The sequence below is a fragment of the Pseudomonas syringae group sp. 247E2 genome (assembly GCF_032587795.1).
Classification (GTDB): domain Bacteria; phylum Pseudomonadota; class Gammaproteobacteria; order Pseudomonadales; family Pseudomonadaceae; genus Aquipseudomonas; species Aquipseudomonas amygdali.
The window spans coordinates 505,794-527,040 of record NZ_JAWHPK010000001.1; the positions used below are offsets into that span (position 1 = coordinate 505,794).

Annotated in this window: 19 protein-coding genes and 1 pseudogene; 9 read left to right on the top strand and 11 right to left on the bottom strand. The window is 57.1% G+C overall.

Going from position 1 to position 21,247, the window contains the following annotated elements:
• Positions 1-16: 16 nt before the first annotated feature.
• The 7 genes and pseudogenes from RYC18_RS02395 to RYC18_RS02425 all read right to left on the bottom strand — a co-directional run bounded on the left by RYC18_RS02395 (position 17) and on the right by RYC18_RS02425 (position 9,195).
• A complete protein-coding gene (locus tag RYC18_RS02395; protein ID WP_003350919.1) occupies positions 17-286 on the bottom strand; it encodes a PAAR domain-containing protein in 270 nt (89 codons plus the stop codon).
• A complete protein-coding gene (locus tag RYC18_RS02400) occupies positions 283-1,959 on the bottom strand; it encodes a DUF2875 family protein (RefSeq protein WP_162882963.1) in 1,677 nt (558 codons plus the stop codon). Before RYC18_RS02400 ends, RYC18_RS02395 begins: the two co-directional genes overlap by 4 nt.
• Positions 1,956-3,989, bottom strand: coding sequence for a DUF3274 domain-containing protein (locus RYC18_RS02405; protein ID WP_057405150.1), 2,034 nt, complete (start codon positions 3,987-3,989; stop codon positions 1,956-1,958). The genes RYC18_RS02400 and RYC18_RS02405 overlap by 4 nt, the downstream gene beginning before the upstream one ends.
• Positions 3,986-6,545 (bottom strand): annotated as a pseudogene (locus RYC18_RS02410) (type VI secretion system Vgr family protein). Before RYC18_RS02410 ends, RYC18_RS02405 begins: the two are co-directional and overlap by 4 nt.
• Positions 6,546-6,872: 327 nt before the next feature.
• The gene (locus RYC18_RS02415; protein ID WP_005779011.1) at positions 6,873-7,205 is read right to left on the bottom strand and encodes a hypothetical protein; all 333 of its coding nucleotides are present in this window, start codon (positions 7,203-7,205) and stop codon (positions 6,873-6,875) included.
• Positions 7,206-7,233: 28 nt separating this feature from the next.
• Complete coding sequence (locus RYC18_RS02420) at positions 7,234-8,784, bottom strand: AmpG family muropeptide MFS transporter (RefSeq protein ID WP_010200805.1); 1,551 nt, start codon at positions 8,782-8,784, stop codon at positions 7,234-7,236.
• A 54-nt stretch (positions 8,785-8,838) separates the two neighbouring features.
• A complete protein-coding gene (locus RYC18_RS02425; protein ID WP_410478343.1) occupies positions 8,839-9,195 on the bottom strand; it encodes an MGMT family protein in 357 nt (118 codons plus the stop codon).
• Between the two features lie 164 nt (positions 9,196-9,359).
• On the opposite strand from RYC18_RS02425, the gene RYC18_RS02430 reads away from it, so the two are divergent.
• Positions 9,360-10,367, top strand: coding sequence for a DUF481 domain-containing protein (locus RYC18_RS02430; RefSeq protein WP_005733444.1), 1,008 nt, complete (start codon positions 9,360-9,362; stop codon positions 10,365-10,367).
• 53 nt (positions 10,368-10,420) lie between these two features.
• On the opposite strand, the gene RYC18_RS02435 is transcribed toward RYC18_RS02430, so the two are convergent.
• A complete protein-coding gene (locus tag RYC18_RS02435) occupies positions 10,421-11,179 on the bottom strand; it encodes an SDR family oxidoreductase (RefSeq protein ID WP_316882698.1) in 759 nt (252 codons plus the stop codon).
• A 278-nt stretch (positions 11,180-11,457) separates the two neighbouring features.
• Here RYC18_RS02435 and RYC18_RS02440 point away from each other — a divergent pair, with 278 nt between their 5' ends.
• The 3 genes from RYC18_RS02440 (at position 11,458) to groL (ending at position 14,193) form a co-directional block, all read left to right on the top strand.
• On the top strand, positions 11,458-11,952 hold the full coding sequence (locus RYC18_RS02440) for an FxsA family protein (RefSeq protein WP_002555024.1): 495 nt from the start codon (positions 11,458-11,460) through the stop codon (positions 11,950-11,952).
• Between the two features lie 254 nt (positions 11,953-12,206).
• The gene (locus RYC18_RS02445) at positions 12,207-12,500 is read left to right on the top strand and encodes a co-chaperone GroES (RefSeq protein ID WP_003304675.1); all 294 of its coding nucleotides are present in this window, start codon (positions 12,207-12,209) and stop codon (positions 12,498-12,500) included.
• Between the two features lie 49 nt (positions 12,501-12,549).
• Positions 12,550-14,193 carry a chaperonin GroEL gene (gene groL / locus RYC18_RS02450; protein WP_002555022.1) on the top strand — a complete coding sequence of 548 codons (1,644 nt, stop codon included), beginning with the start codon at positions 12,550-12,552 and terminating at the stop codon, positions 14,191-14,193.
• 80 nt (positions 14,194-14,273) lie between these two features.
• Here the strand turns inward: groL and RYC18_RS02455 are convergent, their stop codons facing one another.
• The gene (locus tag RYC18_RS02455) at positions 14,274-15,014 is read right to left on the bottom strand and encodes a phosphatase PAP2 family protein (protein ID WP_004666171.1); all 741 of its coding nucleotides are present in this window, start codon (positions 15,012-15,014) and stop codon (positions 14,274-14,276) included.
• A 177-nt stretch (positions 15,015-15,191) separates the two neighbouring features.
• On the opposite strand from RYC18_RS02455, the gene colR reads away from it, so the two are divergent.
• The 5 genes from colR to RYC18_RS02480 all read left to right on the top strand — a co-directional run bounded on the left by colR (position 15,192) and on the right by RYC18_RS02480 (position 18,987).
• Positions 15,192-15,875 carry a two-component system response regulator ColR gene (gene colR, locus RYC18_RS02460; protein WP_002555020.1) on the top strand — a complete coding sequence of 228 codons (684 nt, stop codon included), beginning with the start codon at positions 15,192-15,194 and terminating at the stop codon, positions 15,873-15,875.
• Complete coding sequence (locus tag RYC18_RS02465; protein ID WP_002555019.1) at positions 15,865-17,154, top strand: sensor histidine kinase; 1,290 nt, start codon at positions 15,865-15,867, stop codon at positions 17,152-17,154. Before colR ends, RYC18_RS02465 begins: the two co-directional genes overlap by 11 nt.
• Positions 17,155-17,355: 201 nt before the next feature.
• On the top strand, positions 17,356-18,036 hold the full coding sequence (locus tag RYC18_RS02470) for a class I SAM-dependent methyltransferase (RefSeq protein WP_002555018.1): 681 nt from the start codon (positions 17,356-17,358) through the stop codon (positions 18,034-18,036).
• A 4-nt stretch (positions 18,037-18,040) separates the two neighbouring features.
• On the top strand, positions 18,041-18,763 hold the full coding sequence (locus RYC18_RS02475; protein ID WP_002555017.1) for a lipopolysaccharide kinase InaA family protein: 723 nt from the start codon (positions 18,041-18,043) through the stop codon (positions 18,761-18,763).
• Positions 18,760-18,987, top strand: a complete 228-nt coding sequence (locus RYC18_RS02480) for a hypothetical protein (protein WP_002555016.1) — start codon at positions 18,760-18,762, stop codon at positions 18,985-18,987. The genes RYC18_RS02475 and RYC18_RS02480 overlap by 4 nt, the downstream gene beginning before the upstream one ends.
• 24 nt (positions 18,988-19,011) lie before the next feature.
• Here the strand turns inward: RYC18_RS02480 and RYC18_RS02485 are convergent, their stop codons facing one another.
• Together RYC18_RS02485 and RYC18_RS02490 are read right to left on the bottom strand one after the other, a co-directional pair.
• Positions 19,012-20,118 (bottom strand): DUF1513 domain-containing protein, encoded by a 1,107-nt coding sequence (locus RYC18_RS02485; protein WP_010200807.1) that lies wholly within the window; start codon positions 20,116-20,118, stop codon positions 19,012-19,014.
• Between the two features lie 16 nt (positions 20,119-20,134).
• Complete coding sequence (locus RYC18_RS02490) at positions 20,135-21,199, bottom strand: imelysin family protein (protein WP_005779024.1); 1,065 nt, start codon at positions 21,197-21,199, stop codon at positions 20,135-20,137.
• Positions 21,200-21,247 lie beyond the last annotated feature (48 nt).

The following is a 21,247-nucleotide window of genomic DNA, read 5'->3' on the forward strand; positions in this document are numbered from 1 at the left end:
ATCACAAATAAAACCCCTAGACCACTCGCACATTCATGGCGTGGCTGGCCACACCCTGGCAGCCGCACGCCAGTCGGTGGCCGTGCAGGACCACCGGTATGCCGTTCAGTTTTCGGGTGGGGTGGCCTTCGATAAAGGCGAATTCTCCTGAATGAAGCGGGCAGGTGGCTTTGTCGCCCAGCACGGCCGGAGGCTTGCCGTTGAGGGTGTGAGTGCCTGCCAGTTGGCAGGACACCACTCGGCCACCACTGCTGGTGGCGTCGCCCAGGCAGACGGGGTAACTCACTCTGCAGGTGCCCCGCCGGTTGGCGAGCCGAAGGTAAACGGGTCTGCGCCGCGGTTCTGGCTGTTCTTCGCTTTACGGGCTTCATCGGGCGGGCGGACCATTTGTACGGTCAGGCTGCCATCGGTGCCGGCGTAGACCACGGCGCTGACGCCGCCATCCTTGTAACTGGCGATGGTAGCCAGATTGATCTCGACCAGCGCACCGCTGACCCCGGTATTACCCAGACGGCGACCGATGTCGTAACCCTCTTCGACATTGCCCAGCTCAAGACCGTGGCCGTCCTTGTTCAGGTCGTGCAGGGCGTTGTTCAGGGCAATTTCGGCTTCCGGGTTGTTGGTGCTGTCATAGAACACCCGTACAGGTTTCTGCCCTTCGGGCAAAGTATCCAGCGCCTGTACCCAGGCGGCTTGCAAGGCTTTGGCTTGCAATGCAGGTTTCAGGCGCTTGCCGTTTTCATCCTGCATGGGCACCTTGATCGGGCGGTGCAAATAGCCGAGTACCGGCGCAGCGTCGAACTCCTTGACCTGATGCTGACCCCAGCGAATAGGTAACCAAGGGGAGGGCTCGAAATTGCCGGGGCCGCGATTGCTGATGGTTTTCCAGAGGGTGGGGAGCTGGGATTGCCAGTAGGCGGTGGACATGGTGCTCGGGGCATCTGGTACCTTGGGATTATAGGTGCCTGCACCCGCTTCATACAGATTCTTGTCGCGCTCCCAGTAAAAACTCCATAGCTTGCCCAGATCGCTGTTCTTGTTTTGATTGTCCTCTGATTCATTAGTCGCGTACTGACGGATGTAGCGATCTACCCGATCCGAGCGAGTGACCAGTAGGCCTGTCATGCTTTCGAACACTGTTGGTACGACTTGAGCATTTTGCAGTCCGGGAGTACCCGCCACACGCAAGCCGTTTCGCGTGACGTCACCATCTTCACTTACGATTAGCGCCTGAGGCACTTGGGGATTATCGTCAAAAAGACGGAATAAGCGTTCAAGCATTTTTTGAGCATGGGTGGTGTTTTCAGCGTCTTGCCACAAAAACAGTGTCACACCTAAAGTAGCAGCGTTGCGCCCATTTAAAATATTGTCAGCAGCACCCGTATCCGCAGGTTGTTTGGGGGGGGCAATTGCAAACGTTGGGATGGGCCAATATGCGACCGCCTCGCCTGCTGAGTGCTTGAATGCAGCACGGATATTAATGCTCTGGGTATTCTCTCGAGAGAGTAAGGAATCCGTATAATCTTCGGGGTTTTGCGAATATATTGATGTAAAATTATTTTTCTTTTCTTTGATTTTTCGCCATACAGATGATTGATGCCATCCCCCTACGGCTAGTCCGATTCCGCGCATTTCTAAAGCGTAGGTCCGTTTTTGCAGCGCCTGCTGTTCGGAAACTTGTGCTGCTACGTTAGATTTATACGCGGCTAGTTCAACCTTCTCATGAGCAACGGCTTTACCCCACCAGTGGCCGCTGTAGATCAGCAGTAAAGTGCCCAAAATGGCTGCAATGCCCCAGCGTGTTACCGAGTGTATGTCACGAAGTTCCATGTTGTTTTCCTGTGCTTTAAAGTAGGCAAGTAGGACGAACCCTATCCAGAGAAAAAGTAGTATTCCAGTTATCCAGATATACGCCTTCAGCTTGGGGCGTAGTGAGATTTTCGGTTGATGGAGCTTCACTTTTCACCACTTTTTTCAAGTGGGGCGGTTACTAAAGACGGCGGCGTTAGTGATACCAGCCCAGAGGGCGGAAATATGCCTCGTTGGTAATACGCATGACTGGCTTTCACCAATGTCTGAGCTTCGACGCTAATTTTTGCCCATCCCGGTAATCTTTCAATGATTCCGAATGTAGTTTTATCTATCCTCCAATTCGCAATCGCCACCAACACCTCACGCATCTCAGGATCGTCCAGGCATTTCGCCTGCCCAATCGCAATGTCCATCGCCGTGACCCAGCGCTGATTTTCCGGGCTGCGCAACACCGCCGAGTGATAGCTGTTCGGGTCCAACTCCGGAGCCTCGGCCAGCCTTGCCCGAATTTCATTGGGGGTTTCCTCTCGCTCCAGAGCGTACCTGTCCGAGGGTTTAGGGGCGCCTTCTCCGGTCAGTCGCCGACTTTGCATGGCGCTAGTTTGATCACCGGATGCTTTGCCTTTATTCCAGCGGTCGCGCTCTTGCTCCAAATCTATCCGGCCTGAATAGGTCCTGATATTAATCCAGTTGAACTTGGCGCTAGGATTGCCCAGTGCGGCGTTGATGCTCACATCATCGGGCTTGTCTAAGCCTGCTTTGGTGGCAGTGCCTGATTCAAACTCACCACCAAACATCTGTGGCTCATGTGGAGGGCTCAAGGGTTCGGCATTTATCAGGCACAACTGGCCCATCTCTACCGGGGCTTGCGAGATGACACCTGCCACTGTCCAGCCTCCAGGGTAGCGTGGCTCATTGTCCGCACGCAGCAGCTCATGACCTGCCGGCTTTCCGACCAGTACCGGAGCGTTGTCACGATGGCGCTTGGTCCACATGCGTTGGTAGAAACGCAACGGTTGTAATTCATTCATGGGTTGCCGGCCGTTTTTCTTGCCCAGCGTATCCCAAACGCCATACGTGCCGATGCCCTTGACGTCATCCAGAGCAACGGTGGTGTCGTCCGGGCAGAAGTACAAGTACACCTTGCCGCGATTATCGCGCTCCGGAAAAATCGCCAGATTACCGACCTTGTCCTTGCGTACACCCTGCGCCGGACTCCATTTCGGGCCGCTTCGCCCGCAATAGGTTGCAGGGTTACGCAGGTCCGACAGCGGCGGCTGGGTGTGAGGTGCCTGAGTGACTTCAGTGACAATACGCGTCAGCGTGGACAGCGTGTCGTGGCCCTTGGGTGTGACATTAGGGAACAGGCTGTAAGGCGAGTCCACCATGATCAGCGTATCCGCGCATCGCTGACCTTCATCCACCAGCAAGGCTTGCGCCAGCAACGTGATCAAGGTGCCTTGGCTGTGGCCCATGATGGTGATGGTTTCGTCCGGGGATACGCGGCGTATCTCGCGTACCAGCATGGCCAGCCGGGTAGCCGCCAGAACAAAATAACGGCGATGCGGGCCTTCGCCCATGTACAGCGTATTGGGTAGCCTTGCCTGCACCGCCTTATGAAGAAGTGTTTTATCCAAACCCTTGTCGTACATCTGCGACAGGTTGTTGGTGGCGTTGGCAAAAAAACCTCCACCTTTGCCAAAGTGCCTGTCCAGACGATTGCCGCGCACGTCCTGATACTGGTCGCGGAGCTTGGTTGGGTCGTCGTTTTTGTCCCGTTTCACCTCGCCAGGCTCGGCCCGATATCCCCAATAAAAGGGAATCATCAGGCTACGGGTTTTCGGATTCTTGGTGTCGCGTTGATAAAGATAGGTGTCGGGATCGTCCAGAATGCCCTTCTGATCGTCTTGCACATCTTCAGATGGTAGCTTTCTTAACTTTTCGTATTCAGCCCCGTACCGCCCCGCCACCAGATCCGGCCGGTCCAGTCGCTCATTCACCCCCTGACACAACCCGCTCTCCACCATGCTGTACGACGCCCCCGGGTCATTCACACCGTGCAGAAAGATCACTACGCCTGGCAAATCGCCGGGCACTTCCATTTTGCAGGTGGTGTTGAGGTTGGGGATCAGGCGCGTATTGCCTTGGGCAACGGCGTATTCATCGACGCCGTTCATTGCGCACCTCCTTTCGGTGTGCCGCTGCGTAGTGCCGATACTTGCGCCTGATGCATCATTTCGCGTTCCACGCGCTCCGTCAGTCCGTCTGCGTTCGTCATTCCTTTCACCAGGCTGCCATCTTCCAGTTTGATTTCATACGAGTGATCCGCTGCTGCCCGCGGGCTTTGTTCGCTGTGGCCGGGGTAGTGGAAGGTGACCTGCTGGGCGGCGGGGTCGCGGCCGAAAGAGGGGATCGCAGCGCTGTCGGTCTTGGGGCCGATCCAGTCGTGCTCGCTGGCGTGCACAGTGACTTTGCCTTGCGAGCCGATCTCGACGCCGCCGCCAATCTTGATGTAACTGCCGTCATCGGCGACCAGGCGAATGGTCGGCGCGGTGATGACCACTTCGCCTTCGACGGCCGAGACGTGCAGGTTTTTCTGGGCATTGAGGGCGATGTCGTCTTCCTGGGCCTGCACCAGCACTTTGCCGCGGTTGGCGATGGCGCTGATCCCCGCGTCCTGGGCGAAGGCTGACAGCCCTTTGCCCGCTTGCAGGTGCATGGCCGCGCCGCTGGTCAATTGCAGGTTGTTCTGCGCGGTGGTGTCGTGGTGTTCACCGGCATAGTGAACCTGCGAGCGCGGCGTGGCGCTGGCAATACCTGCTGCTGCGGTCATGGCCAGTACCGGGTCGCCCAAGCCGTTGCTGTCCGGCGCGGGCCATTGATTCAGCGACTGACGCAAGGCGTCGATGCCTTGAGCATCCACTGCCTGACCGCCGCGCGCGGCGGCGGTTTCGCCGAGGGATTTGAACAGCTCGCCGCACTCGGCCAGCAGTTTGAGCAGCTCTTCGCGATCCAGCTGTGAGCCTTTTGCGTCGGTACGCGCATAGGTGGTGAGCAACATGCCCTGCGCGGCACGCAGGGCGATGGCGGCATCGGTGCGCAGTTCTGCGCCGTTGCCGCGTGGCTGGGCGGTGCCGTCAGTGCGCGGGTCGGTCAGTTTGCCCAGGTTGAGGGCGGTGGCCTGATGGGTCGTGCCCATGCGCGCGCAGCGAGCCTGGCGTGTCATCGAACAGCAGTTCGTTGAAGCCGCTGCCTTTGTGTTCCTGGGTGCGGATCCCCGACAGCGTGCGGTTGCCGGGCAGCCCCGAGGCCTTGCTGAAGCGTGGCGGCAGATTAATGTTGTTGTAGAGCACCGACGTCACCAGAGGCCGGTCGATATCGCCCGCCAGAAAGGTCACCAGCACTTCCTGGCCGATGCGTGGCATGAACTGATGCCCGAAGCCGCTACCGGCACTGGGCATCGCCACCCTTAACCAGGTGGTGCCTTGCGGCAGGCTGTCGCCGCGCTGCCAGTGGAACCTGACCTGTATCCGCGCCAGCTCGTCAGTGAACACTTCCTCACCTTCCGGCCCGACCACGATGGCGCTCAGAGGGCCCGGAATGCTCGGGCGCGGGACGGTGATCGGATGACGGTAGGGGATTTCGTGGCGAATGCACACGAACTCGTTTGTGTAGCCCGCGCCTTCGTCCGACAGGTAATTGTTGCTGCCCTCATGCTTGACCGTTATCAGCAGAAAACTGCGATCTTCAGCAGAGCCGCGGTCATGATCAAAATGCTGGGTCAGCTCAAAGGTGTGGCCAGGGTACATGGCGCGGCAGGTACTGTTGCCGGTGAATGTCTTGCCCTGTACTTCAATGGCTTCCAGGCGCTGACGCACCAGGCGTTCACCGTCTTTGAAGGTGCCATGGCTATAGTGATCGAGCACGTCATACACTTCATACGCGTCGACGTTGCCCTGCTCATTGAGGCTCGGCATGCCGACAGGCAACTGATTACGGGGCTGCTTGTAGTCAAATGTCTGAATGGACATGCGCCCCGATTGCAGGCGTCGATGGCTGCGCCATTCGGTAATCGAGTCCGCTGTCTCGGTAACGGATGCGCTGTGATAACGAATGCTTGGCTGTTGCGGCAGGGGCGAGAGGTCACGCGAGTGATCAAGAATGATCAGCGTGTGCTTTTCCTGATTGTGATCGAAATAGAAGAACAGGCCTTCGTGTTCCAGCAACCTCAATACAAAGGTCAGATCGCTTTCACGGTATTGGGTGATGTAACTGTGCGTCTTGAGTGGCTGGCTGAGTTGAAACTCGAAGTCGGGCAATGCGCCGTAGGCCGCAAATACCGTTCGGATAACGGCTTCGATGGTCTGTTCCTGAAATATGCGCGAGTCGACGCGTCGCGAGAGCATCCATAGCCAAGGGCTTAGTGTGGCGCTGTAGCGGGCCAGGCCGCCGTCGCTGCCTTCCAGGCTGAAGGCACTGATATAACCATTGATGTAGCGCGATTCGCCGGTGGCGAGTTCTATTGCCAATTGTGCAGGCTGGCCGATCTGCGATTTGAGTTCCAGGCCGGCATCGCGGCTGATCATCGACAACTCGAAACTGAACAGCTCGGACAGGCTTTCAGTACCGGAAAAACGTTCCAGCAGGAGTTCCTGTTCGTCACGGGCAACGGTCGTCAGCTTGATCAAGCGACGGTTTTGTGGCGCAAATAGCGCCGTTAGATCCTTTAACATTGTTGCTCCGTTATATAAAACCAGCCGCTCGTTCCGCTAGAGAGTGCTGATATAGAGAGGGGCGTGAGTCTATAGACTTCTTTCCGGGGGCACACACTTAAATTGCAATGGGCCATCACCGGGCAACATTACTCCTCACGGCGCGCTGAGGTAGTGGGGAATGGCTAACGATTTCGTCGTCCAATTCATAAGAAGCTGTAGTGCGTTTCTTACGGCGTAATGAGCACGGCCATGCAGGCTGCAAGGCTTTGCTTTTAGTAGAGAGGGCTGGAGGAGTGTGATATGAAAAGCCCTGGCTCACGAGCATCAGGGCTTTTTAGTTGGCGATTACTGCAGGCTTATATTGGCCAGCGTGACGATAATGCCGAGGCCTGCGACAGTGGCGGCTACTGCGTTGATGGAGAACACTGTGCGTATCTTTCTGGACAGTCTCCATGGCTTTACGGCGAACGCATAAATCAGCAGAAAGATGATCGCGAAGATTTCCACCTGCGCGAGCAGCACTACCGCACTGCCCAAGGCCATTGATCCGGACAGGCCATCAGCGTCTCGCGACAGATAATATGTCAGCAGGGTGCCGATGATGGGTAGCCAGATCCCCAGGCTGATAAGAATCAGTGGGATGGGGTTGAAAGGGCGTGTTTGGTTTTCGGTGTCCACTTTTTTTCCTTGATGAGTGATCCAGCGATCAGGATTTCTCGATCTCTGAAACTTCTGTCGGCGCCTCGGCCTTCGCGGTGCGTATCTCGCGGCTCCATTGCAGAATGATCATCACCAGCGTTGGAATGCCCAGTAAAGCGGTGATCAGGAAGAAATTGTGATAACCGAATTTCTCCACCACCACGCCGGAATAACCGCCCAGCAAACGCGGCAACAACAGCATGATGGAACTGAGCAGTGCGTATTGAGTGGCGGAAAACTTAAGGTTGGTGAGGCTCGACAGGTAGGCGACAAACGCTGATGTCGCCAGCCCTGAGCTGAAGTTGTCCAGTGAGATGGTCAGGATCAGCATCTTCACGTTCGGCCCCATGTCCGCCAGCAACAGGAACAGGATGTTGGTCGCTGCCGAGGTGAAGCCGCCGATGAACAGGATCGGCATGATGCCGAAGCGTACGATCAGCAGACCACCGGCACCAGCGCCCAGCAGCGTCATGATCAGGCCGAAGATCTTGCTGACACTGGCGATCTGGTCCTTGGTGAAGCCCTGGTCGATGTAGAACACGTTGGCCATGACGCCCATCACCGTGTCCGACATTCGATAGGTTGCAATCAGGCCCAGTAACAGCAGGGCCTGCCAGCGATAACGCATGATGAAGTCGTTGATCGGCGTAAGCACCGGTGCCAGCCCGCGACGACCCATTGACGACAGGCAGGCGAAGGTCAGAAGCGTATAGAGAATGGCGCGCAGGAAAGCCCGGTCTTCCAGCAGCAGGTCCATCCAGCTGGTGCCGTTGAACAGCACGCTGGCGAAGTCGGTGTTGTAAAGCTGGGTAAACATTGCTGGTACTGAAACCAGCAGCACAATGAGCACGAACACCGAGGCCAACTGGTGGGTAAAACCATAGCGCGCTGCCGACAGTTGGGTGCGCAACGGTACGGGTGGCTCGCGCATGATCAGTGTAGTGACCAGCGCTGGCAGCATCAGCAGGCCAAACAGCACATAGGTGCCGGTCCACGCCGAATGCTTGTAGGCAAAGCCTGTTGAGCCGAAACCTTCAGCGAAGTACAGCGCGCCCGCGGTCGCCAACAGTGCGGCCACCCGATAGCCGGACATATAGCTGGCGGCGAGGGCGGCCTGCTGGGTGTCCTGAGCGATTTCAAGGCGATAGGCGTCGATGGCGATGTCTTGGGTTGCGGAGGCGAAGGCCACCACCACGGCAATTGCGATCAGCCAGGATAAATGCTTCTGCGGATCGCAGAAGCCCATCCCGATCAGGCCGAGAATCACCAGACTCTGTGCCAGCACCAGCCAGGAGCGCCGCCGCCCCAGCTTGCCCAGAAACGGCAGGCGCCATTGGTCGAGTAAGGGCGACCAGACCCATTTAAAGGCGTAGGCAAGACCGATCAGGCTCGCATAACCGATGGTCTCGCGAGCAACACCGGCTTCGCGTAACCACACGGATAATGTCGAAAAGACCAGCATATAAGGCATGCCCGCAGCGAATCCGAGCAGCAGTAACACTAATGTCGACGGGCTGGCATATGCGGCGAGCGCGGCGCGCCAGGTTTTACGGGGCATGGGCTGGAATCTGCCTCAGGTTACGAAAACAAAGGGCGCACTCTAACCGCTGTGCTATAGGGGACGCCAGCCATGGCGCTGCATATCCACCCGATTATTCAGAATGGTAACGCCCTCGGCGCGCAAACGGGCCCGCTGTTCGTCACCGGACACACTGCTAACGGGCAGACTGAGCCGACCGCCGGCCCCCAGCACCCGATGCCAGGGCAGGGAGGAGCCGTCCGGCAACTGACTCAATGTACGGCCCACCCAGCGCGCAGCTTTGCCCAGCCCTGCCAGTTCAGCCAGTTGACCGTAGGCGACCACCTTGCCCTCCGGTATTTGCGCCATCGTCAGGTAGAGGGCCGTACGTCGCATTTCGGCAGCTGACGGCTCGCCAGGGTAAAGAAGTGTCAAGTCCGGGTCGGTCACGCGTTTATCCTGTATAAAACGATATTGATTGTCGTTCGCGGAACTTTGGTCGATCGCTGCTGTCTGTTACCACCGTGTCCGGCGGTCCATGGATTGAGATCGCCTTGATGTTTTTCTGCAGGATGATGCCCGCCTTCCCGCCAAACAGAGCCTGATTACCGCTTATGTTGTCCAGAACCCTGCTGTGCCTCGCAATTACTACTGTTTCCACTCCATTGCTTGCCGACACTGTCTGGTTGAAGAACGGTGATAGGCTGACTGGCACAATCAAAGTGTTCGACGGTGGCAAGCTGCTATTGCAGACCGAATACGGCGGCGCTATTCCGTTGGACTGGAAGCAGGTCAAAACCCTGCAAAGCGATCAGCCACTGTTGGTCAAGCAGGATGAGCACACAGGCGAAGTCTCCAAGTCGTTGCAGGCTTCGGACGACGGCAAGGTCGTACTGGCTAATGGCGATGCACCCAAGACCGTCGAACTGGCAAGCATTCATCAGATCATCAAGCCCAAGCCGGTTATCACTGATCTTGTCTGGAAAGGCAATATCGATGCGGCGCTGGATTTCCAGCAGGCAGAAAACGATACCAATGACTACAACATTGCCTTCAAGACTTCGGCGCGTCACGGCCAATGGCGCCATAACGCCAAAGGCGATTACAACCGCGAAACGACCGATGATGTGGTGGGCACCGACAACTGGAGCGCCGAATACTCGCTGGACCGCTTCCTGACCGAGAAATTCTTCTGGGATGCTCGTGTGACCTACAAGCGCGACAAGATCGAAGACCTGTCGCGCCAGCGTGTTGTCGGTACAGGTCCTGGTTACCAGTTGTGGGATGACGAGCTGGGAGCCTTCAAGGTCGGTGCGCTGCTCAACCGTACAGATTTCGAATTCTCCAATGGCCAGAAGGAAAACTTCTATTCCGTTGCCGGCACCTGGGATTACAACCGCTACCTGATCGGCAAGAAGTTCGAGTTCTTCAGCAACGGCGAACTGGGCAAGCCGTTGAGTGGCGTTGCCGATTACTCGATGGATGTCGAAGCCGGGCTGCGCTACAAGGTTACCGACTGGGCGTCGCTTAACCTGAAGGCCGAGAAAAACATCATCAGTGGCTCGGATAACGGCGACGTGGACAAGACCCGCTACACCGCCGGTTTCGGTGTGAGCTGGTAAACAATGTGACGAGCGATGCACACCGTGTGCATCGCTCTGCCGCTATGCGCTGACTAGATTCTCATCGCGCCGTCCAGCTCCAGTATGCGGCCGCTGAAATAATCGTTTTCAAGAATGTAAGCCACCGAGTGGGCGATTTCGTCGGGTTTGCCCATTCGCTTGAGCGGGATGGCCGAGGTCATCTTCTCCAGTGCTTCGGGGCGCATGCTGCCGGTCATTTCGGTTTCAATGAACCCAGGTGCCACGCCCGCCACGCGGATTCCGTAGCGTGCCAGTTCGCGTGCCCAGGTAACCGTAGCGGCGGCAACACCGGCCTTGGCTGCCGAATAGTTGGTTTGTCCGATATTCCCTGCCCGTGAAATCGACGAGATATTGATGATCGCGCCCTGACTCTTCTGCTCGATCATCTTCGCTGCTACCTCGCGCGTGCAGAGGAATACGCCGGTCAGATTGACGTCAATCACCGATTGCCATTGCGCCAGGCTCAGTTTGGTCATCAAGCCATCCTTGACCTTGACCAGCAGGCCGTCACGCAAAATACCGGCGTTGTTGACCAGGCCATGAATGGCCCCGAAATCCTCGGCGACCTTATTGACCGTGTCGGCGACCTGTTCTTCATTGGCGACATTGCATAGATAGGCGCGAGCCTTGACCCCGAGCGCCTCACAGGCTACGACGGCCTGATCAAGTTTGTCCTGATTCAGGTCCAGCAGTGCCAGGTTCGCGCCCTTGCCAGCCAGATATTCGGCCATGGCTCTGCCTAGCCCCTGGCATCCGCCGGTGATAATTATCAGCTTGTCTTTCAATTCCATGTGCGTGCCCAATCACAGTTGATCGTTTCCATGGCATCACTGGCTTGATGCGAGTGCTTATGCCATAGCCAGAGCACGTTATAGGCTGTTTTCGCCCGTTCGTCTCGCCTCTGCCACCCAGCCCTGAAATACACCGATACACGTTTGTGAAGCCCAGGTTCAGCTGACTTATGCGCATAATTAAGCTGTTACCCAAGCGCAGGGAGCTTGAATTAACGACCTTCTGACATCACATACGGTCTACTCGGAAGGCATTCTTCCCTTGAGGAACTCATTTGATGCGTGTTTTTTTGCTGCTGTTTCTATTATTCCCGGTACTTGAGCTGTTTCTGCTGGTTCGTGTCGGGATGTCCATCGGCTTTCTCTGGACCTTCCTGCTGGTCGTCGCGACGTCGATGCTGGGCTTGTTCGTCATGCGGGTAGCCGGTTTTGCAACGGCGCTGCGTGCGCGCGAAAGTCTGGCGCGTGGCGAGTTGCCTGCCCAGGAAATGCTCGAAGGCCTGATGGTCGCCGTCGGTGGCGGTCTACTGCTGTTGCCCGGCTTCATCAGTGACATTCTGGGTGTGATCTGTCTGCTGCCGATTACTCGTCGTCTGCTGATCAACAAGGTTCGTCGCCGTGCAGAGGATCAGGCTATGCGTCAGCGCGCCTTCGCCGATGATCTGCAGACTCAGGCCAATCAGGGACCTGCCAGCCATCGCCCGAATGCCATTCACCAGCCGACCCGCGAGCCGGATGTGATCGAAGGCGAGTTCGAACATCGCGACAAGTAGCCGTTACACCCCCGGCAGCGCGGCACCTTCGGGTGCCGCGCTCGTTTTGGCGTGGCAATTGGGCTGTAAAATTTTTTTGCTCAAGACTTGTAATCACTTTGCTCGCCCTTATGTATGGGTCACCGCAAGGTTTCTGGCATGAAGGCCAGACCGTATTCTGCGGTTCGCGCGTCGAACCGTAACCGGCAAGTCCGGATTTAAACCGGCCGGTGCACTCACCGGACGATCAAACAAACATAATCAGGAGATCGACAATGAAGCTTCGTCCTCTGCATGACCGCGTCGTAATCCGTCGCAGTGAAGAAGAAACGAAAACTGCCGGCGGTATCGTTCTGCCAGGTTCGGCTGCTGAAAAGCCTAACCGTGGCGAGATCGTTGCTGTGGGTACCGGCCGCGTGCTGGACAACGGTGAAGTGCGTGCGCTGGCTGTGAAAGTGGGTGACAAGGTTGTGTTCGGCCCTTATTCCGGCAGCAACACAGTGAAAGTAGACGGCGAAGACCTGCTGGTGATGAGCGAGAACGAGATTCTTGCTGTCGTCGAAGGCTGAGTGCTCCCGCTGATTTCCGTTACTACAAAGTATTCAAGGAATAATGATCATGGCTGCTAAAGAAGTTAAATTCGGCGATTCTGGCCGCAAAAAAATGCTCGCCGGTGTAAACGTCCTGGCTGACGCAGTTAAAGCGACCCTGGGCCCTAAAGGCCGTAACGTTATCATCGAGAAAAGCTTTGGCGCTCCGCTGATCACCAAAGACGGTGTGTCGGTTGCCAAGGAAATCGAGCTTAAAGACCGTTTTGAAAACATGGGCGCGCAGCTGGTCAAAGACGTTGCCTCCCGTGCCAACGATGACGCCGGTGACGGTACTACTACCGCTACCGTTCTGGCTCAGGCTATCGTCAACGAAGGCCTGAAGGCTGTCGCTGCCGGCATGAACCCGATGGACCTCAAGCGCGGCATCGACAAGGCGACCATCGCCATCGTTGCAGAGCTGAAAAAACTGTCCAAGCCTTGCACCGACACCAAGGCAATTGCCCAGGTGGGTACCATTTCGGCCAACTCTGATCACTCCATCGGCGACATCATTGCCGAAGCCATGGAAAAAGTGACCAAAGACGGCGTTATCACCGTTGAAGAAGGTTCGGGTCTGGAAAACGAGCTGTCTGTTGTAGAAGGCATGCAGTTTGACCGCGGTTACCTGTCTCCGTACTTCATCAACAAGCCAGACACCATGGTTGCCGAGCTGGACAGCCCGCTGCTGTTGCTGGTCGACAAGAAGATCTCCAACATTCGCGAAATGCTGCCGGTTCTGGAAGCAGTCGCCAAGGCTGGCCGTCCTCTGCTGATCGTCGCTGAAGACGTTGAAGGCGAAGCGCTGGCAACTCTGGTTGTCAACAACATGCGCGGTATCGTGAAAGTTGCAGCCGTCAAGGCTCCAGGTTTCGGCGATCGTCGCAAGGCTATGCTGCAGGACATCGCTGTTCTGACCGGCGGTACCGTTATCTCCGAAGAGATCGGCCTGAGCCTGGAAACCACTACCCTGGAACACCTGGGTAATGCCAAGCGCGTTATCCTGAACAAAGAAAACACCACCATCATTGATGGTGCTGGCGTTAAAACCGATATCGACTCGCGCATCTCCCAGATCCGTCAGCAAATCGGCGACACCAGCTCGGACTACGACAAGGAAAAACTGCAAGAGCGTCTGGCCAAGCTGTCTGGCGGCGTTGCAGTGATCAAGGTCGGTGCCGGTTCCGAAGTTGAAATGAAAGAGAAGAAAGCCCGCGTTGAAGACGCCCTGCACGCAACCCGCGCAGCCGTCGAAGAAGGCGTGGTACCTGGCGGTGGCGTAGCACTGGTTCGCTCCCTGCAAGCTATCGAAGGTCTGAAAGGCGACAATGCTGATCAGGACGTCGGTATTGCTCTGCTGCGTCGCGCCGTTGAAGCACCTCTGCGCCAGATCGTTGCCAACTCCGGTGACGAGCCAAGCGTTGTTGTCGACAAGGTCAAGCAGGGTTCGGGTAACTTCGGTTACAACGCTGCTTCCGGCGAATACGGCGACATGATTGAAATGGGTATCCTGGACCCGGCCAAAGTGACTCGTTCTGCTCTGCAGGCGGCGTCCTCCATCGCCAGCTTGATGATCACCACCGAAGCGATGATCGCTGACGTGCCTGAAGACAAGCCAGCAGGCGGCGGCATGCCGGACATGGGCGGCATGGGTGGTATGGGCGGCATGATGTAAGCCGGCTTTACCCCGAAAAGCTACACCCATAAAGAACCCCGCCTTGTGCGGGGTTTTTTTGTCTTGCTGTTCCGGATCAATCAGTGCGTCGGTTGTACTTTGCTGTTATCGAGGCCCTTGGGTTCGGGGCGGTAAAGTACAAAGTAGTAAACCCCCAGACAGATCAACCAGCAAAACACTGCAGTCCAGATGTTATGGGAAAAGAAGTGCGCGCCTTGCAGCATTCGGCCGATAGAGAACACTGTTCCCAAACCGAAGGCCAGGGCCAGCCCCATTTTCGCCATTCTCGGGCGGCGGTCGCGCAAGGCGAAGAACAGGGCAAACAGGGTAAAACCGGTGGCCGCATGACCTCCCGGCCAGCAGCGACCTGGCTTGTCGGTGGCGGGGCGCGGGCTCAACAGTTCACTGTAGGTTTCCTGGCCGCCGAACTCGGTCAGGCTCCAGGGGCATTGCACCGAGGTCACCACTTTTACTGGAGTCACGAATGCGGTTGAAAGCGCCATGGACAACACCAGACAACCCAGTTCTCTGCGCCACGGGATCAGGCGTTCTACCTTGAATGACGCGGCAAAGCCGATCATCGCCAGTACGCCGAAAACCATCACCAGTTGTTTGGCGCGGTCGTGAAGGACGTCTTCCAGAAAATAGCTATGCCTGCCAATGAATTGCCCACTGACGGGATCGAAGGCAAGCCTGGCGATGTCCATGTCCAGCGAAGTCAGCTCAAGGAGTACGAGGATCAGCGCGACAACAGCGGGGATACCCAGATAAATCCACGGATTTATTGAGCGAGAATAGGGTGGGGCGACGGTTTTCGACATATCGAATCCAGATCGGTGAAAGGCATGCCGCGATCATTGTGTGCGACGGTTTGTCTCAAAGTGTGTCATGTGCTTTGTAAATCATAGGTGAAAAAATCGTCATGCCATATCGGCGCTGGCCCTGACGCTCACTTCGTCTTAAGCTGCGCCAGCCCAAACTGCATATGAGAGTGCGTTATGCGAATTCTTCTGGTTGAAGACAACCGCGACATCCTGGCGAACATGGCCGATTACCTGGGCATGAAAGGCTATACCGTCGACTGCGCTCAGGATGGCCTCTCAGGACTGCACCTGGCAGCCACCGAGCATTACGACCTGATTGTCCTCGACATCATGCTGCCGGGCATCGACGGCTACACGCTGTGCAAGCGTCTGCGCGAAGATGCCCGTCGCGATACCCCGGTCATCATGCTGACCGCACGTGACCAGCTGGACGACCGTCTGCAAGGCTTCCGCTCCGGCGCTGATGACTACCTGCTCAAGCCGTTCGCCCTGTCCGAACTGGCCGCGCGCATCGAAGCGGTGTTGCGCCGTGCCCAGGGCGGCGGACGGCGTACCTTGCAGGTGGCCGATCTGGTCTATGACCTCGACACCCTTGAGGTGACGCGTGAAGGCCGGATGCTCAAGCTCAACCCGGTCGGGCTCAAACTGCTCGCCGTCCTGATGCAGAAAAGCCCGCATGTATTGCGCCGCGAGATTCTGGAAGAGGCTCTGTGGGGCGACGACTGCCCGGACAGCGACAGCCTGCGCAGTCATGTGCATCAGTTGCGTCAGGTGATCGACAAACCGTTCGGCAAACCGCTGTTGCAGACCGTGCACGGTGTGGGCTATCGCTTGGCCGAGGGCCGGGATGGAGTTTAAACAGAGTCTTGCCCAACGGATCATCATTGCCTTTGCATTGATGAGTGCACTGGTCGCCGGGTCTTTCGCCATCGGCATTATTTCCACTGTCCATCTGGTCGAAGAAAAACTGATTTCTGCCGGTCTTGGCGGCGACCTTAATCGCCTGATGCTGATGGACAGTGTCAGTGACTGGAGCCACCGGCCCAAGCCCGATCAGTTGTTCTATTTCAGCAACGGTCCGGGCGATTTCGATCTGCCCAAAGACCTTCGGCACCTTGAACCCGGTTTTCATGAGGTCTTCCGTGGGCCACTGTCGTACCACGCCATGATCGAGGTGGTAGACGGTCGGCATTACGCCCTGCTTCAGGACCAAAGCGATTTTGAAGAGCGTGAGCGGGTTTTGTTCGCTGTCGTGCTGGTCGGTTTTGTTCTGGCGTTGGCGCTGGCGGTATTTCTCGGCTGGGTATTGGCCCGTCGAGTGATGGCACCGGTAGTGCGTCTGGCCAGACAGGTTCGTCACCGTGACCAGTTGCTGGGGCTGGCACCGCCACTGGCACCTGACTACGCCGCTGATGAGGTCGGCGAGCTAGCGGTGGCGTTCGATGCAACGCTGGGGCGTCTGAGGCAAGCGTTGATTCGTGAGCGCATGTTCACCAGTGACGTGAGTCACGAGCTGCGCACCCCATTGATGGTACTGGCCAGCTCCTGCGAGCTGCTGCTGGAAAACCCTGCGCTCGACCTGCGAGGGCGTCGTCAGGTCGAGCGCATTGGCCGCGCCTGCGAAGAGATGCGTGATCTGGTGCAAACGTTCCTCATGCTCGCCCGCACCCAGCGTGAAGACCCGGCCATGACGCCCAAGGCCACGCTGGTCGGAGTGGCCGAGCAGTTGATCTCTCAATGGCGTGATCCGATAGAAGGCAAGGGGCTGCAACTGACCTACACGCCACCTGCCGATGACCAGCTTTCCGAAATTCGTTACAACGCGACCTTCCTCCATGCCGTGATGGGTAACTTGCTGCGCAACGCGCTGCACTACACTGATTACGGATTCATTGCGCTGACCCTGCACGCCGAAAGTTTCACCGTGGAAGACAGTGGCGTCGGTATTCCCGAGGAAAAACGCGAGGCCATGTTCGAGCCATTTGTACGTGGTAACGAGCAGCGCGGGGAAGGCCTGGGCCTTGGTTTGTCACTGGTGCAGCGCATCTGCGCCAACCAGGGATGGAGCGTCGATCTCACGCCCATGGAGCCACACGGTTGCCGGTTCGAAGTGACATTGAACCTGAACAAAACCTGACGTTCATTTTCGAGCAGATCCACCTCAGTGTGTGACGGTAAATCGACTGCACTTCGTCGATAAGTCACACACGGCGTCTAACTCTCTGTAAAATCTAGAAACATCTGAAGTATAGAGGTAACAATATTTTCACATTCAGATGACCTGACAGTGACAGCGGTGCCTTTAGTTTGGCCCGCATCAACGTCAGGAGCAGCTCTCATGAGCGACCGCATAGAACTCGAGTTTTCCCGCAAGTACGACAAGTCGCATGCTCGTCAGTACCTTGAAAAGCATCAGGACGGTCTTTGGCGCAAGTTGTCGCATCATCGCGATGAACAACTGGCGAGAAAGGCGCTTCACCTGGCCGGTGACCCTGGCCTGGTGCTGGATCTGCCTTGCGGCGCGGGGCGTTTCTGGCCATTGTTGGCCGAGAAACCGAACCGCTCGATCATCGGGGCTGACAACTCCGCAGACATGCTCAGCACCGCTTGTGCGTCACAGCCTGCAGAAGTTGTGAAAAGGGTACAACCTTTGCAGACATCTGCCTTTGACATCGACCTGCCTGATAACGCAGTAGATAGCATCTTCTGCATGCGCCTGCTGCACCACGTCGGTCAGTCAAGCGACCGGATGGCTCTATTGCGTGAGTTCCAGCGCGTAACCCGGGACAGTGTGATTGTCTCATTATGGGTCGACGGCAATTTCAAAGCATGGAAGCGTGCACGTCTGGAGAAACAGCGTCTCCAGAAAAACGGGCAGGAAAGTTACCAGAATCGTTTTGTGTTACCGGTTGCTACCGCAGAATCCGAATTTGAACAGGCAGGATTTCGTATCCAGAACCGAATGGATTTTCTGCCGATGTACGCCATGTGGCGTGTCTACGTCTTACGTAAAAGGTAAACAGATGGGTTTGCAGTCCTTGAAAGAGCCAGTTGTGAACTCGGTGCAGGATGAGTTCAACCATTTCTGGAGTCAGCACGGCGAATGGGTTGAAGAACCCAATTCCCGTCGAGGTGGAGAAAGTGGTGTACAGCGGCTCACGATGGACAACGGGCAAACGCTTTATGCCAAGCGTCAGACAGGGCATATATACCGCAGTTTGCTGCACCCTTTGGGGCGACCGACTGTATTGCGTGAGCGTGAAGCGCTTGAAGGTCTGCGCAAGCTTGGCGTAGTCGTGCCGGAAGTGGTGTTTTGTGGTGCCGAGCGCGGCGAGGACAATGCCTGGCGGGCATTGCTGGTCACGGTTGCGCTGGAAGGTTTCGAAGAGATAGAAAAGTGGCAGGCTGGCGGAGGACGCGAGCGGCATGGCGAGCTGTTCTATGAGCTCGTGCTCAAGGAAGTGGCGGCCACCCTGGCCCGCATGCACCTTGGCCGCTGGCAGCATAGCTGCCTGTATATCAAGCACATATTTGTACGTGTGACCGGTGAGGGGCCGGATGCCAAAGTCGAGGTTGCCTTGCTGGACCTCGAAAAAGGCCGGCGCCGCCTGACAGCGCAAGGGGCGGCCCAGCATGATATGAAACAGCTACGACGCCATTCGTCATTCAGCGCTGCAGACTGGCAAAAGTTGATCTACTTTTATCAGGCAGCGTTTGGCAGCTCTATCAAAGGTTTAGAGTCATGAAGCTAGAAATGGCAAGAGGTCTGTTTATCTTCGGTGCATTGGCAATTGCCACCGTTGCAGTGGCAGCGCTTGAACAACCGTCTACCCAGATACTCACGACACAGCACGGCGAGGGATATTGCCCGTTGCCGCGTGTGGCCAAGAGTCTGGTGAGCGTGCAGCCTGATCATGACCTGTTGCTGTTCATGTACAGCCTGGCGCAAGGGGCTGGGGTCAGGAACTGAGGCGCTTTGCTGCCTGACTTCTGACTATCCTGCTTGAGCCAGATGAAGGTGGTTGTCCCACAGCCCTGCTGGCAGGTCCAACGGTTTGGCCAGCAGTTGCGCTTTGCGACAATCATAGAAGCGGCAACGCCCTTGGCCCGAAGTCACGACAAACCCATCAGCTACCGCACCCACGCCTGCGCAGTCTGGTAGCGGCGCATCCAGCTTCAATGCACCGCTGTCCAGATCCCAGATAAAGAACCGGTTGCCACGCGGCGCTGTCAGGGCTACCAGGCGCAGATCACTGTGCACTGCAACGCTTGCAGTGTAATGAGCCATCGCCCGCAGTTGTTCTTCTGCCACCGGAAAGGCCTGAAAGGGCTGCCCCGGCCGTTTGATTGCCAGCAACTCGGCTACTTCGTGGCTGTCGCCCATGAACTGCTGGCCTGCCACGATGGTGCCGTCGCTGGCGATGCCCATGTGACGCACACTGTTCATCTGCTGGGAAAGAGTCTCCTTGCTCAGCAATATACCGTCACGCTGCATGATCACCAGGCTGGGCTGCATGGCATTCAGGTTCATCTCTACCCGGCTTTCCGCTTCGGTGCGAATACCGCCGTTCGCGACTACCAGCGTTTCGCCATCCGGCATCCACGAAACCTGATGCGGACCGATACCGTGCGTAGGAATTTCAGCCGAGTGCACCAGTCGCTGATCAACGAATCGATAGACGCCCAGTAGCCCTCGGCCTGGGTCAAGGGTGTCGTTTTCCGTCGCATATAGCCATTCGCCGTCGCGGTGAATCACCGCATGACCATAGAAGTGTCGGTTCGGCTGCGAAGCGATGGTTTGCAGCAAGCGGCCATCGCGCAAATCGATCAGATAGCTTTCAGTACCTGGACGACGTGCGATGAACACCGCAATCGGCAGGTCGGGATGATTGATGATGTCGTGGCAGCGCTGGCCCACCTGGGTGGCAAATACCTGCGTTCCGTCGAGCCGGAAACCCACCGCGTAGTGTTTGCCTTCGCCATCGTCGCGAGCGGAGAGCAGCAGAGGGGGTGCGTCTTTTTGCCTGAACAGCGTCCAGCCGCCCAGCGTGAAAGCGCTGAGCAAGAGACTGCCGAGGGCCATGGCCTGACGTCGCAACATCACGTGTACCTCTTGATCAATCGCCGTCGTTGGCGTTGAAGCCCAACTGAATGCCCAATGCCTTGGCCAGCTCGCCTTCATGCAGGCGGTGCACCGCATTGAGGCTGTCGTAGAACGCATTGAGCTGCTGACGTCCTGCTTCGGTGGCCAGCAGGTCGGCGAGCGGCGGCTTGAGTTCCGACAGTAATTTGCGGCTGGTAGCGTAGGCCGCATCGATTTTGTCAGCCAGCGGTTTCTGCTCGGCGGGCAGCAAGCTGCGCAGGCCCTTGTTGTCGACACCGGTCCAGACCGTTTCGGCGCTGATCAGGCTGGCTTCCAGGCTGCTGAGCGACGATTTGCTGCGCCATGCATCTGCCTGGAAGGGTTGCGGCTGGCCCTTGCTCTGGCGACCCAGTGGCGTGCCCAGTTTCTTCTTCAGACTGTCGAGGGCCGTGACCTGAACCCGCAGCAGTTCGGCGATGGCTTCATGAGAATCTGCGTAGCGCTGGTTGGGGAATTTGCTCAGTTGCGCAAGCATGCCGTCGGTACTGTTCCAGCTGCTGAGGATTTCCTCGGCAAGCTGCTTTTGACGCTCGCCGATTGCCATCAGCAGCGGGCAGTAGCGGGCTTTCTGTTCGGCGTTGGCCATGTCGATTTCCGCGTCGAACAGAATGTATTCGTAAGCGGACAAACCTTGCACCACGACGCTGGCCTTGGACAGCTCCTGAGCAGTGATCTGCGGCTGTGCCGTCACCAGTTGCTCGACCTGCCGGCCAACCAGGTTCTTCTTGTCTGGCCAGAACTGTATTTGCCAGGCGCGATTGCCCTCGGCCAGAGGGCCGATCAGCAGCGGTTGCAGCTCGGCCCAGGTCTTCTGCGCCTTGAGAAAGTCGGCGCGTGCTGTGGCCAGATCAGTCTTGCCCTGACAGAACGCCAGTGCGCTGGTTGCCAACTGACGATCAGCATCGACCCAACGGCTGTAGGTCGGCAGGATTACCTGTTTGGCAATGGCTGCGGACGTGACCGCCTGAGGGTCGGATGGCGAGCAGGCACCCAATGCAAGCGCCGCAAGGCTGGTCAGCAACAACTTGGGTCGGAACATGTCCGGCTCCTTATTTTATTTTCGAAAGATGATTTTGAAAAAATAATG